Origin of the sequence: Thermodesulfatator autotrophicus (genome assembly GCF_001642325.1) — a bacterium.
In the GTDB taxonomy this organism is placed as follows: domain Bacteria; phylum Desulfobacterota; class Thermodesulfobacteria; order Thermodesulfobacteriales; family Thermodesulfatatoraceae; genus Thermodesulfatator; species Thermodesulfatator autotrophicus.
The window spans coordinates 23146-36346 of the sequence record NZ_LSFI01000025.1 but is presented as its reverse complement, the minus strand read 5'-3'; the positions used below and the strand labels follow the sequence as shown (position 1 = coordinate 36346).

Here is a 13201-nt window from a genome sequence, read left to right as displayed (position 1 = left end):
TTTTCGGACACAATTACTGAAATACTACCTTGTGCCCTCTCTGATGGAGAAAAACACTTAGGTTTGGGTATAATTGAAGAGGTGAACCGGGATAACATTAAAATTTATACCCCTGTGGTTTCATCTGACATAAGGGTTCTTATTTGCGGCTCGGCACTGGTGAAGTTACCGGGCATAGAGCTTGATAAAATTACTGTTCGTAAAGCACCTTTCCCATTTCAGAGACATCGTAACCGCCAAGGGATAAAACCCTTTCCTGGAATGCCCGTGAAGAAAGGATTGAGGCGATCTTTTGCCAGAAAGGTGAGAGGAAAAAGTCCTTCCGCACGACCAGGTCATAGCGTTCGCGGAAAAGAGGCACAAAGTCAAGAGAAAGAAGGCGCGCAGCCGCAAGAATCCCAAGGCCCACATCCGCCCGGCCAGTAGCCACCGCAATGGCCACGCCAAGATGAGTGGTTTCTTCGGACTCATAGCCTTTTATTTGGCGTGGGTTAATACCCAGCTTTTCAAGGTGGTAGTCAAGTAAGACGCGGGTGCCTGCCCCTGGTTGACGATTTATAAAAGTTACGTCTTCACGAGCAAGGTCTTCAAGACGAGTGATTTTTTTGGGGTTTCCTTTGGGCACGATAAGCCCCTGTTCACGATAGGCAAAATGTACCAGCACCAGAGGAGTTTCTGGTAAGTGGCGCTTTATGTAAGGAACATTAAATTCTCCGGTTTCAGGGTCAAAGAGATGGGTGCCTCCGAAGTGAGAGAGGTTATCTCTTAAGGCCAGGAGTCCACCAAGGCTTCCCAGATGAGCCAGAGAAAGGTCGTATTCTGGAGCCTCTCTTTTGAGGAACTCCTCCATGATGTCAAGGGCCATATCATGGCTCCCTAACACTAAAGCTGTGCGCGCCAGGTCCTTTTCCGGACGCAAAATTTCAAGGGTTACTTTGCTTCCAGCTTCAAGGCCTTCCACTTCTTCAGGGATTTCGCAAAGGGCATCGGCCTTGGTAAGGGTGGTGATGGCCCCTGCCCCGCGCTTGAGCTGCATAAAAACCTTTTCACCGGCTACTTCGCCAACTTTTACCCTTAAAAACTCCCTAGTCCCAAGACGCGAAGGAATTTTGCGCCCGGCTTTGGCTATTACTTTTGGCCTTTCAAGAAGCCTTACGCCAAGCATGGCTGAAAAAGCGGGCTTCATAAGCTTTTCAAAGGCTATCACCGCCGAAACAGGATACCCCGGTACCCCTAAAACCGGTTTTCCCTTAAGGCGGCCCAAAATAGCCGGTTTGCCAGGCATTATGCCTACGCCGTGGAAGAGAAGCTCACCTTCTTTTTCAATGAGGTTGGCGGTGTGGTCTTTAGAGCCTGCTGAGGAGCCGGCTAAAACGGTAATCAAGTGAAAATCAGCCTCTAAGGCCTTGAAAATGGCTTTTTCTATTTCTTCGGGAATGTCAGGAATAATGGGAAAAACCTGGGCTTCTCCTCCCCATTCTTCTATCGTGGCGGTTATCATGGTGGAGTTAAATTCTACGGTGCGGCCATCTTTAAGCAGTTCTTCGGTAGCTTTTTCAGGAGAGATAAGCTCGTCTCCAGTGGGAATAATGGCTACCCTGGGCTTTTCTTTAACAGCTACTTCAAGGTGTCCGGTAGCTAAAAGGGCGCCTAAATCCCAGGAAGCCAGCCTGTGAGAGGGCGGAAAAATTAGCTCCCCTTCAACTACGTCTTCGCCGATTTTCCGCACGTGCTGCCAGGGAAAAGCCGGAGCCATAATTTCAACTTCGTCTTTACTAATCTGATGGACTTCTTCAATCATGATGACAGCGTTGGTTTCAGAAGGAAGCGGCTCGCCAGTGTTAATGAAAAAGGCTTCTTTGCCAATTTTTAGACGCAGGGGATGGCTTTCGTGGGCGCCAAAGGTCTTTTCAGCCTGAACAGCAATACCGTCCATGGCCGCAGAGTTAAAGGCTGGCACTGAACGCCTGGCGTAAATGGCTTCAGCGGTTATGCGCCCCAGGGCCTTTTTTACAGGGACGCTTTCACTTTTGAGAAAATCTTTCCAGGGGAAGGCCTCCAAAGTGATTTTTATGGCTTCTTCAAGGCTTTTCTTGCGGAGATAAATTCTTCTTTTCATGAAGAGCTAATTTAATGGGCCTGACAAAAACTGCAAACAATTTGCTTTTGCCTGTCCCTTTTGCCCACGTTACAGGAAAGCCCACAGGGCCGCCGAAGTGACCCTGCCGGGGTACTGCAAGGAAGCCGTAAGGGCGCCGAAATAATCTTTGAGATTGCTCGCTCGCAATGACTGGGACGGACTTGCAATATGAGGACGGGCTTGCAATAACAGCTCTAACGGCTCCGAAATTTATCTGTTCGGGATTCTATCAGTTATAAGCAATTTTGATGCTCTAAACTTTTTCAAAACATTAACTCTAAGTATTTAGACTTAAACAAGCAATTCTTGATTCAACTTCTCTGTGAACTTACCTTCTTTTCAGTTTGAAATAATAAAATTGTCAAAAATAAAATCACAAAAAGGAGGTTTGTTATGAAAAACTGGTTTAAAAAGTTTGGTGTTTTATGGTTGGTGTTGGGGTTATTTTTTTCTTCGGTTAGTTTAGCGGCTAATCCGGTACTTACACCACAAGAGGTTGCTAAAGGAGCGGTAAAGTCGGCCCAAAAAAAGGCCGAAGATATTCAGGCCAAGTTGAGCCAAGATGCGATAAAAGCCGTAGAAGATACTCACAAGGCCCTTGTTCTGTTGGACCAGGGGAAAACAGATGAGGCCCTCAAGGTGTTACAAGAAGCTATCGGGAAGCTTGAAGTGGTGCTTGCAGCCAATCCTGACCTGGCTTACGTTCCCATAAATGTTTCTACGGTGGTTGTTGATCTTCAGGCCAGCCCTAAAGAGATTGAAGAAACCTTAAAGCAGGTGCAGAAATTGCTTGACGAAGGAGACATTCAAAAAGCCCGTGTTTTACTGAATACGTTGCAATCAGAGATTGATATCATTATTGAAAAACTGCCCCTTGCCACTTACCCAGATACTATAAAACTTGCCGTCAAATATATTACTCAGGGAAAGATAGAAGAAGCTAAAATCCTTTTAAACACAGCCATCTCTTCCCTGGTGCAAGAAGTCGTTGTTGTTCCTTTGCCTATTATCAGAGCAGAAATTCTGGTTAAGGCGGCTTCTAAAGCAGCCGGAACCGAAAAAGATAAGGCTATTGAATACTTGAATAGAGCTGAAAAGCAGCTGAAGATTGCTAAACTTTTAGGTTACGTAAAAGATTATGAAAAAGAGTACAGGGAACTGGTCAAGCAGATCAAGGACCTCAAAAAAGAAATAAAAGGCAAAAATCATAGTGCCAAAATGTTTGAAGAGCTTTTGTCTAAATTTAAAACCTTCCGCCAGCATTTTGAAAAAGAAAGCAAGTAAACTTTAGGGACAGGCAAAGTTGCCTGTCCCCAGGCAGTTGACACCTGGCAAGGGTTATGTTTATTAGGTTGAGGTCACGGCCTTTAAAACAAAGGCCGTTTTTTATCTTATTGAATAAAAGTCAATATATCTGGAGGATTATATGAAGCGTACTTATCAACCCAGTCGTATTAAACGTAAGAGATGTCATGGGTTTCGGGCTAGAATGAGAACTCGTTCAGGAAGGCGTATTCTGGCTAATAGGCGGCGTAAGGGACGTTGGCGGCTGACAGTATAAAAAAAGAATCTTTTACCAAAGATGAACGCCTGAGGCGCCGTAAGGAATACGAAAGGGTTTACCGAGAGGGTAAACGCCTTTCGTTACCCTATTTAAGAGTAATTTTAGCCCCCAATACATTAGGTTATTCGAGATTAGGTCTCAGTGTTTCTAAAAAAGTGGGAAACGCCGTGAAAAGGAATTATGTTAAGCGTGTTTTGAGAGAGATTTTTCGGCGAAATAAGGATATGTTTCCGGCCTCTCATGATATCGTCATTATTCCCAAAAAGGCTATACTTGAGAGGTCTCCAGCGGAGATAAAAAAAGATTTGGCTTATTTACTTAATAAATATGAAAAAAATAGCTCTTTTGAGCATTAAACTTTATCAGATTTTAGTTTCACCTTTGTGGCCTCAATGTTGTCGCTTTTATCCTTCTTGCAGTCAATACGCCTTTGAGGCCGTTTCTCGTTTTGGAGTATTAAAAGGTTCTTTTCTGGCTATTTTTCGTCTTTTGCGCTGCCATCCTTTTAGCGATGGAGGCTTTGACCCTGTGCCTGCCAAATTTCCCGGCTGGTGGCCTAAAAAATCTACCGAAGGAGAGATTTCTCAATGGAGCGAAATGTAATCATAGCAGTTATTCTTTCTATGTTAGTAATAGTGGGGTATCAACTTTTATTTCCTACTCCCAAGCCTCAAAAAAAAGTGGAGACTGCTTCTAATCAACTGGAAAGCAACAAAAAAGCCGAGTTTCCCCAGCAAGCAGTAATTCCTGAGCAAAAAGATTATCAGGATATAAGGCACATTAAGGTAAACACTTCTCTTTTTAAAGCGGATATAACTGAAGCTGGGGCGCGTTTTACCCACTTCAAGTTATTAAAATACAAAAAAACATTGGACCCAGATTCACCACCGGTGGATTTAATTAATTCGCCTAAGTTTGGTCTTCCCGTTGAAATATATCCCACTTTAGCCCCAAGATTAGCTATTTCTCCCTACAAAGCCGATAAGCTTGAGCTTAATTTAGCTGAAAAGAAAAACGGCAATATTATTTTTGAACCAGTTATTAAAAACCCATTAGTTATAGAGAAAGACTATTCCTTTAAGGATGGTTCTTATCTCCTTAATTTAAACGTTAAAATTAAAAATCCGACGGATAAGACCATTTCTGATAACATTTTATTTAGAATGGTTTCGCATCCAGTGGCCAAGCTTGACCGCTATGTATTCAGGGGGCCTGCTTATAGCCATAACGGCCTTTATGAAGAGGTAAAGTTAAAAGACGAGTTAATAGAATATCAGGGTGCTCTTGATTGGGTTGGCTATGGTGACCCTTACTTCCTTATGGCTATAATTCCTCCAGCAGGAAATGACTGGCGAGTTACTTTTAGACGTTTAGAGGGAAAAACCGACGAAGTAATCCTCTGGACGCCTAAAATTACCCTGGCCCCTAATGAAGAGAAAGAGATTGATTTAAAGCTTTATTTTGGACCTAAGAGTCTAGAGGAACTTAAGAAAGTAGGCTATCACCTGGCCAACGCTGTTCATTTTGGTTTTTTTGATCCTATTGCCAAGCCTCTTCTATATGCTCTTAAGTTTTTCTACAAATATACCCATAATTACGGCATAGCTATAATTTTGCTCACCGTGCTTATTAGAATTATTTTCTGGCCTCTTAACCATATTAGTATGAAAAGCATGAAAAAGATGAAAGATTTGCAACCTGTTATTATGAAATTAAAGGAAAAATATGGTGACGATAAAGAAAGGCTTAATCAGGAGTTGATGCGTCTTTATAAAACACAAAAAGTTAATCCCTTTATGGGTTGCCTTCCAATGTTAATACAGATTCCGGTGTTTTTTGCTTTATATAAAGTTCTTCTTATGGCAATAGAACTGCGCCATGCCCCTTTTATCGCCTGGATTAAAGACCTTTCCTCTCCTGATAGATTGCCTGTTGGGATAGATATCCCCTACTTAGGCGGACTTCCGGTTTTGACTATACTTATGGGGGTTTCTATGTATTTTCAGCAGAAATTAACTCCCACTTCTATGGATCCTACCCAGGAAAAGATGATGCTTTTAATGCCAATCTTATTTACGGTGCTTTTTATTAATTTCCCTTCGGGCCTGGTTCTTTACTGGCTCACCAACAATATTCTTTCCATTATTCAGCAGATAATTACCAATAAAATGCTTGAGCGGAGTAGGGCATGATGTCTGAAGAATTTGAGGCTAAGACGGTAGAAAAGGCTATAGAAGATGCTTGCAAGCATTTTGGAGTGGAAAAAGAAGACTTAAACATAGAAATTTTAAGCCAGGGTTCCACGGGCCTTTTTGGTATCGGTGCCAAAAAGGCCCGTATTAAAGCCAGCATAAAGCCAGAGGCTATCCTGAAAAAAAGGGCAGAAGAGGCCCAGAGGGTTCTAGTTAAGTTGATAATTAGCGGTGACCTGGAAATTAATTTTTCAGTTGAAATCAACCCTGATAGTGTTTGTTTTAAACTTAATGGGCCAGATGCTAAGTTGTTTCTGGCCAAAGAGGCTGCTCCCCTAAATGCCTTGCAGTATTTAGTTAACAAAATAGTAGCTAAAAGACTGGGGGTAGGGCCCAAGATAACCTTTGATATTGAAGGCCTGAAAAAGGCTAAAACTCAAAAATTAGCTGGTTTAGCCCGCAAAGCAGCTAGAGAGGCTATAAAAACTAAAAAGCCAGTTTCCCTCCCTCCTATGCCTGCTGGCGACCGGCGTCAGATCCACCTGGCCGTGAAAAAGATAAAAGGGGTTATTAGCCGGAGTAAAGGCGAAGGTTTGAAACGGCACGTGGTAATATTTCCTAAAAGTAGCCGTTTTTCAGGGCAAAAGCCCAGATGAAGCCTAAAGACCTGGAATATACCGAGGCCACTATAGCGGCTATAGCAACACCAGTTGGCCCAGGAGCCATAGGGGTCATTAAAGTAAGCGGGAGTCTTTCTGAGCATATTTTAAAGCGCCTTTTCCGCCCAAAAAAACCAGTCAAAGAATTTCAGAGCCATCGCCTGTATTATGGTTACATCGTTAATCCGGAAACAGAAACTCCGGTTGACGAAGTCCTTGTAACCCTTATGCGAAATCCTCATACTTATACAAGGGAAGATGTCCTTGAAATTTACGGCCACAGTGGCTACCTGGTTCTTACCAAAATACTTGAGCTGGTTCTAAAAGAGGGGGCTCGTCTGGCTGAACCAGGCGAGTTTACCAAGCGAGCCTTTTTAAACGGCCGTATTGACCTTTCTCAGGCCGAAGCCCTACTTGACCTTATAAATGCCCGTTCAGAGGAAAGCCTTAAGCTGGCTTTAAACCAGCTTCGGGGAGCATTAGCGGAAAAGCTAAAACCTGTGCGTGAGGCCGTGTTATCAGCTCTAGCCGTGGTAGAAGTGGCGGTGGACTTTCCCGATGAAGACGTAGAGCTTATCTCTCATTACGACCTGGCCGAAAACTTAGAAAAACAGGCCATTATCCCTCTTAGAGAACTTCTTAAAAGCTATCAGGAAGGGCGCTTATACCGAGAAGGTATTGCGGTGGTGATTGCCGGCCGGCCTAACGTTGGCAAATCAAGTCTTCTTAACGCCCTGCTTGCTGAAGAAAGGGCTATTGTTACCCCTATTCCTGGCACTACCCGCGATATTATTGAAGAATTTGCCACCATAAAGGGGCTTCCTGTACGCCTTATTGACACTGCTGGTCTTAGAAAAACAGAAGATATAGTAGAAGAAATAGGAGTTAAAAAAGCCAAAGAAAAGATTGCCACGGCTGATGTCATCTTGTTTATGCTTGATGGTTCGCAAGAGCCTACTGAAGAGGACCTTAAGCTTTACCAGGAAATAAAGGCCCTGCCGCATCTGGTGGTGATAAATAAGATAGACATTGCTTCAGATGAAAATCTGAGTCGCTATCGTGAGACTTTCCCCCATGAAAAGCTTATTTTTATCTCTGCCCGTACAGGTGAAGGCCTTGAGGCCTTAGCGGAAGCCATTTTTGAATTAGTAACCGGGCGTTCTGAAGAGTTTGTTCCTGCGGTGGTTCCCAATTTACGGCAAAAAATGGCCTTAGAAAAAGCGCTTGTCTCAGTTGAACAAGCGGTTTCCGGGCTTAAAAAGGCTAATGTTTATCCGGAGCTGGTGGCTATTGATTTACGAGATGCCCTGGCTTCTTTAGGAGAAATAACCGGTGAGACCACCACCGAAGACCTCCTTGACCGTATTTTTAGTAGTTTTTGTCTGGGTAAATAAAAGTCTTTGTTTTTTGGCCAAAAAGGATTAATTTTTCTCAACATGAGACGCGTAGTTTGTGCCACCATTGCTGGTTCAGACCCAAGTGGCGGAGCAGGTCTCCAAACAGACCTGCGGGTTTTTTCCCTTCTAGGGGCCTTCGGCCAAACCGTTATTACAGCCCTTACTGTGCAGAACTCCCTTGGCGTTAAAGACTGGATGGCTGTGCCTGCTGATATGGTCAAAGCCCAGCTTGAGGCCCTTTTTGAAGACTTACCTCCCATGGCCATTAAAACCGGGATGCTGGCCAATGCGGCTATCATTAAAGCTATTGCCGATGTTTTGCGTAAGTGTCAGTCCCCTCTGGTGATAGACCCGGTTATGTTGGCCAAAAGTGGTGACCCTTTGCTTGAAGAAGAAGCGGTCTCAGCCCTTATTGAAGAGCTTTTTCCTTTAGCTACGGTAATTACTCCCAATTTGCCAGAGGCGGAGTTTATTCTACAGGAAAAAATTACCGATATACCCCAGGCTCTGAAAAAGCTTAAAAAGCTTGGCCCCAGGGCGGTTATCATTAAAGGTGGCCACCGGGGAGAGGATGAAGCCACAGATTATCTCTATGACGGCGAGAATATTTTTACTTTTTCTGCCAAGAGGATAAAGGGAAAGATTGGCCATGGTACGGGATGTACTTTTTCTGCGGCTATTACCGTTGGTCTGGCTAAAGGCCTTTCTTTACCAAAGGCCACCCAAATGGCCAAAGATTTTGTTACCCTTGGCTTAGAAGCGGCCTGTATTGCCCCTCTGGGTAAAGGGGTTTCGCCCCTTGATCATCTCATTCATTATGACCGCCTGGTTGAAGCGCCAAAGATTTTAAGAGAACTGGAAGAAGCGGCTGAATACTTCTCACGTCAGGAAGTTCGTTCCTTGATTCCAGAGGTGCAGTCAAATCTGGCCTTTGCTTTGCCGCTTGCCAAAACTCACGAGGAAGTAGCGGCTTTTCCTGGCCGTATAGTAGGCTTTGGTAGTGGGGCAAGGCCGGTAGGCTGCCCCAGGTTTGGAGCTTCGCGCCATATAGCCAACGTGGTCCTTGCTGCCATGCGTTTTGACCATAAAAAGCGGGCGGCTATGAATATTCGTTTTCATGAGGAGTTTTTGAAAAAGGCAAAAGAACTCGGTTTTACGGTGGAAGAATTTTCGCGAGCAGAAGAGCCACCTGAGATAAAAGCCAGGGAAGGCTCAACCCTTGCCTGGGGAGTAACTAAAATTTGTGAAAAACTGGGCTTTGTGCCTGATTTCATTGCTGATCGGGGGGAAGTGGGGAAAGAGCCCATGATAAGGATTCTAGGTAATAACCCCCGGGAAGTAGTAGAAAAGGCATTAAAACTTTTGTAAGGAGGCAGCCAAATGGCCATTACTAAAGAAGAAGTGAAGCATGTGGCTCATTTAGCCAGGCTTGAGTTTTCCGAAGAAGAGCTTGAGACTTTTTCTGAACAACTGGCTGATATCCTTAATTACGTGGCCAAGTTAAATGAACTTGATACCACAGATATTGAGCCCACCTATCATGCGTTAAAGATTACTAATGTTTATAGAGAAGACGAGGTTAAAGAATCTTTTCCCACTGATGAGATTTTAGGTAATGCCCCTGAGCGTGAAAATGGATTTTTTGTAGTACCTAAGGTTATCAAATAGGAGGTTTAAAAGATGGAATGGCCTAAGCTTTCTCTTAGCGAACAACTTGAAAATTTGCGTCAGGGCAAGGTTTCAAGTGTAGAGTTAACCAAGGCCTTGCTTGATTATATTGAAAAAAAAGATCCACAGGTTAAGGCCTTTTTAAAAGTTACTAGTGAAGAAGCCTTAGCTCAGGCCGAAGAGGCGGACAAGCTAAGGCAGAAAGGAGAAGATAGACCCCTTCTTGGTGTTCCCATAGCTATTAAAGACAATATTTGCACCCGCGGCATTACCACCACCTGTGCTTCAAAGATGCTTGAAAATTTTGTACCACCTTTTGACGCTACAGTGATAATAAAGCTTAAAGAAGCTGGGGCAGTAATCCTTGGGAAGACCAATCTTGACGAATTCGCCATGGGTTCTTCCACGGAAAATTCAGCCTTTTTCCCCACCCATAATCCCTGGGACCTGGAACGGGTGCCAGGTGGTTCTTCTGGTGGTTCCGCGGCGGCAGTGGCGGCTGGTTTTTGTGCAGCAGCTCTTGGTTCTGATACCGGTGGCTCTATCAGACAACCGGCCTCTTTTTGTGGAGTAGTAGGCCTTAAGCCTACTTATGGCCGTGTATCCCGTTATGGTCTCGTGGCTTTTGCCTCTTCGCTTGACCAGATTGGCCCGCTTACCCGCTCAGTAAAAGACGCAGCCCTTGTTTTACAGGTAATAGCTGGCAAAGACGAAAAAGATTCAACTTCTGTTCCAGAAGAAGTGCCTGATTACCTGAAGGCCCTAGAAATGGACCTGTCAGGGGCTGCTATTGGCCTTCCAGAAGAATACTTCGGTGAGGGCCTTTCAGGAGAAGTGAGAACCAGAATTGAAGAGGCTATAAAAGTTTTTGAAGAAATGGGCATTAAGGTAAAAAAAATCAGGCTTCCGCACACCCCTTACGCGGTGGCTGCTTATTACATCATTGCTCCAGCAGAAGCCAGTTCAAACCTTGCCCGTTATGACGGGGTGAAATATGGCCTGCGTGTGGAAGGGAAAGACCTGATAGACATGTATAAAAAAACCCGCTCGCAGGGTTTTGGCCCGGAAGTGAAAAGACGTATAATGATTGGGACCTATGCCCTTTCAGCTGGCTACTATGATGCCTATTACAAAAAGGCCTCTCAGGTCCGCACTCTTATAGCCCGCGATTTTACCGAGGCTTTTAAAGAAGTTGACTTTGTTATTGGGCCAGCAAGCCCTACTCCCGCCTTTAAAATCGGCGAAAGGGTTAGTGACCCGCTAGCCATGTATCTTTCTGATATTTATACCATTTCAGTGAATCTAGCTGGTATTGTAGGGCTTACTATTCCATGTGGCTTTACCGATAAGGGTTTGCCGGTAGGGCTTCAGATAATGGGCCCGCATTTCAGTGAAAGCAAAGTTCTGGCTCTTGGGCATCAATTTGAGGAAAGGACGAAATTTACCGAAAAGTATCCTGAGCTATGAAACAGAAAATACCCCTTTCGTACGCCCAGCCAGGAATGATTCTGGCCGAAGAGGTGTCAGACGATAAAGGCCGTGTCCTTTGTGGCCCGGAAACAGAGCTTACACAAAGTTTGATAGAAAAATTTTCTTCTATGGGGATAAAGTTTGTTATGGTAAAAGGCCATCCTGTTGACCTTCCCTGGGAAAAACCCCTTGAAGAAGAGCTTAAAGAAATTGAGGAACGCTTTAGCAAGGTAAAAAGTGACGAGCGCCTTATGGCCTTAAAGAGGCTCATTGTTGATTATTTAAAAAGCAAACAAGGCCAATGAGTGAACTTAAAAAGCAGATAAAAAAGAGGTTAAAAAATCTTCAATCTCTTCCTACCCTTCCGCCCATCGTAGGCCAGCTTACGAAACTCATTGCTGACGAGCGTAGTACGGCTCAGCAGGTGGCGGCTCTCATAGAAAAAGATCAGGTTCTCACCGGTAAAGTTTTAAAAATGGTAAATTCAGCCTTTTATGGATTCCCCAGGCGTATTTCTACAGTTTCAAACGCCATTGTGCTTCTGGGTTTTAACGTAGTTAGGACTCTGGTCATAACGGCCTCTATATTTGAGACTATGCAGGCCCAGGATTTAAAACTATGGGAACACTCTCTTGGCACAGCAGCGGCCGCTGGCCTTTTGGCGACAAAACTTGAGCTTAAAAATCCTGAAGAAGTTACCACCGCCGGGTTGCTTCACGATATAGGCAAGGTGGTTTTACGTACAGAGTTTCCAGAAATTCTTAAACAAATAGAAAAGACTGTCCAGGAAAAAGGAATTTATTTTAGAGAAGCTGAACAAGAAATACTTGATTTTGATCATGGAGAGATTGGACGGCTTCTGGCCAACCAGTGGAATCTTCCTGAAAGATTAGTTGAACCTATTGCCTATCACCACGCGGTGGAAAAGGCTCGCAAATTTAAGAAAGAAACGGCTATCGTACACTTTGCCGATATAATGGTAAGGGCAGTGGGTTATGGCTCAGGAGGAGACCCCTGGGTCCCGCCCTTAAACGACAAGGCTTGGAAGATTTTGCGTCTAACCGAGGAAGATATTTTTGAATTGATTCCTGCTTTTGACGAAAAATTAATAGAACTCAGACTTTTTACCTTAGAAATGCAAAATGAAATGGCGTAATAAGCTGTTTATTCTGGCGCGGAGTGAGTGGGTTAAAGAACTGACCTCTTTTTTGAAAGATGAGTTTTTTATTGAATTTTCAGATATTCCAGAAAAAGCTGTAGAAAAGGTTTTAAATAATCCCCCTGAGCTCCTTTTAATAGAAGAAGCCCTTTCTCCTGAGATGGCTAAAAATCTCGTGCTGGCTTTTAAAAAAGATTTACATCTTACTTTTTTACCCATTTTGCTCATTGTTTCTCAACAGGAGTTAAATAAAGATTGGGAAAAACTTCCTGTTGATGATTTTGTCCTGGAAAAGGCTAATCCAGAGGAAATAAAAAGTCGTCTAAAGTTAGCTTTGGTGAGGGTTAAATGTTCAGCCGATGCCAATCCTCTTACTGGCCTTCCAGGCAATACTTCTATTTTGCGAACCATTCAAGAAAAGATTGACAGAAAAGAAAAAGTGGCAGTGGCTTACGTTGATATTGACCAATTTAAGCCTTTTAATGACCGTTACGGCTTTGCCAGAGGAGATGAAATTTTAAGGGCATTGGCGCGCATTTTATCAAATGTTTTAGGACTTAAGTGCCGTGAGGAAGGGTTTGTTGGTCATATTGGAGGAGATGACTTTGTTTTTATTTGTCCAGAAGATTTAGTTGAAGAAGTATGTCAGGAAATAATTGAAGAATACGAACGTATTTTACCTAATTTTATTGATCCAGAAGACCTGGAAAGGGGCTACTTTATCGCCAGGACTCGTCAGGGAAAAATTGAAAAGATTCCTTTTCCGTCTTTATCTATAGCGGTGGTTCCTTTACGAGGTGGCCGATTCAAACATTATGGCGAGGTCTCTGCTGTTGCTTCTGAGCTTAAAAAGATAGTTAAGGCCAAAAAGGGTAGCAATTACCTGATTGACCGGCGTAAAAATTAGATTGAGACGCCCCAGCGACTGTGTCGCCTCGCGACAAGGACTGCT

At 43.8% G+C, this 13201-nt stretch carries 14 protein-coding genes; 13 read left to right on the top strand and 1 reads right to left on the bottom strand.

Annotation, left to right across the window (positions count from 1 at the left end):
* Window positions 1–190: 190 nt before the first annotated feature.
* Complete coding sequence (locus TH606_RS06135; protein ID WP_068542045.1) at window positions 191–2119, bottom strand: molybdopterin biosynthesis protein; 1929 nt, start codon at window positions 2117–2119, stop codon at window positions 191–193.
* A gap of 414 nt (window positions 2120–2533) precedes the next feature.
* Between TH606_RS06135 and TH606_RS06130 the strand changes: the two genes are divergently transcribed.
* From TH606_RS06130 to TH606_RS06075, 13 genes are all read left to right on the top strand, one after another.
* Window positions 2534–3424, top strand: a complete 891-nt coding sequence (locus TH606_RS06130) for a YfdX family protein (protein WP_068542044.1) — start codon at window positions 2534–2536, stop codon at window positions 3422–3424.
* 142 nt (window positions 3425–3566) lie between these two features.
* Window positions 3567–3701, top strand: coding sequence for a 50S ribosomal protein L34 (gene rpmH / locus TH606_RS11350; RefSeq protein WP_013907261.1), 135 nt, complete (start codon window positions 3567–3569; stop codon window positions 3699–3701).
* Window positions 3683–4060: a ribonuclease P protein component gene (rnpA, locus tag TH606_RS06125; protein WP_082863550.1), complete on the top strand. Its 378-nt coding sequence runs from the start codon at window positions 3683–3685 to the stop codon at window positions 4058–4060. The genes rpmH and rnpA overlap by 19 nt, the downstream gene beginning before the upstream one ends.
* The gene (gene yidD / locus TH606_RS06120) at window positions 4032–4307 is read left to right on the top strand and encodes a membrane protein insertion efficiency factor YidD (RefSeq protein ID WP_068542043.1); all 276 of its coding nucleotides are present in this window, start codon (window positions 4032–4034) and stop codon (window positions 4305–4307) included. The genes rnpA and yidD overlap by 29 nt, the downstream gene beginning before the upstream one ends.
* Window positions 4292–5896, top strand: coding sequence for a membrane protein insertase YidC (yidC, locus tag TH606_RS06115; RefSeq protein ID WP_068542042.1), 1605 nt, complete (start codon window positions 4292–4294; stop codon window positions 5894–5896). Before yidD ends, yidC begins: the two co-directional genes overlap by 16 nt.
* The gene (locus tag TH606_RS06110) at window positions 5893–6552 is read left to right on the top strand and encodes a Jag family protein (protein ID WP_082863549.1); all 660 of its coding nucleotides are present in this window, start codon (window positions 5893–5895) and stop codon (window positions 6550–6552) included. Before yidC ends, TH606_RS06110 begins: the two co-directional genes overlap by 4 nt.
* Window positions 6549–7949 carry a tRNA uridine-5-carboxymethylaminomethyl(34) synthesis GTPase MnmE gene (gene mnmE, locus TH606_RS06105; protein WP_068542040.1) on the top strand — a complete coding sequence of 467 codons (1401 nt, stop codon included), beginning with the start codon at window positions 6549–6551 and terminating at the stop codon, window positions 7947–7949. Before TH606_RS06110 ends, mnmE begins: the two co-directional genes overlap by 4 nt.
* A gap of 42 nt (window positions 7950–7991) precedes the next feature.
* A complete protein-coding gene (thiD, locus tag TH606_RS06100) occupies window positions 7992–9320 on the top strand; it encodes a bifunctional hydroxymethylpyrimidine kinase/phosphomethylpyrimidine kinase (RefSeq protein ID WP_068542039.1) in 1329 nt (442 codons plus the stop codon).
* A 12-nt stretch (window positions 9321–9332) separates the two neighbouring features.
* Window positions 9333–9620, top strand: coding sequence for an Asp-tRNA(Asn)/Glu-tRNA(Gln) amidotransferase subunit GatC (gene gatC / locus TH606_RS06095; RefSeq protein WP_068542038.1), 288 nt, complete (start codon window positions 9333–9335; stop codon window positions 9618–9620).
* Between the two features lie 12 nt (window positions 9621–9632).
* On the top strand, window positions 9633–11087 hold the full coding sequence (gene gatA, locus TH606_RS06090; protein WP_068542037.1) for an Asp-tRNA(Asn)/Glu-tRNA(Gln) amidotransferase subunit GatA: 1455 nt from the start codon (window positions 9633–9635) through the stop codon (window positions 11085–11087).
* Window positions 11084–11395, top strand: coding sequence for a hypothetical protein (locus TH606_RS06085; RefSeq protein ID WP_068542036.1), 312 nt, complete (start codon window positions 11084–11086; stop codon window positions 11393–11395). Before gatA ends, TH606_RS06085 begins: the two co-directional genes overlap by 4 nt.
* Window positions 11392–12246, top strand: a complete 855-nt coding sequence (locus TH606_RS06080; RefSeq protein WP_068542035.1) for an HDOD domain-containing protein — start codon at window positions 11392–11394, stop codon at window positions 12244–12246. Before TH606_RS06085 ends, TH606_RS06080 begins: the two co-directional genes overlap by 4 nt.
* Window positions 12233–13156, top strand: a complete 924-nt coding sequence (locus TH606_RS06075; protein WP_068542034.1) for a GGDEF domain-containing response regulator — start codon at window positions 12233–12235, stop codon at window positions 13154–13156. The genes TH606_RS06080 and TH606_RS06075 overlap by 14 nt, the downstream gene beginning before the upstream one ends.
* The last annotated feature ends 45 nt before the right edge of the window (window positions 13157–13201 follow it).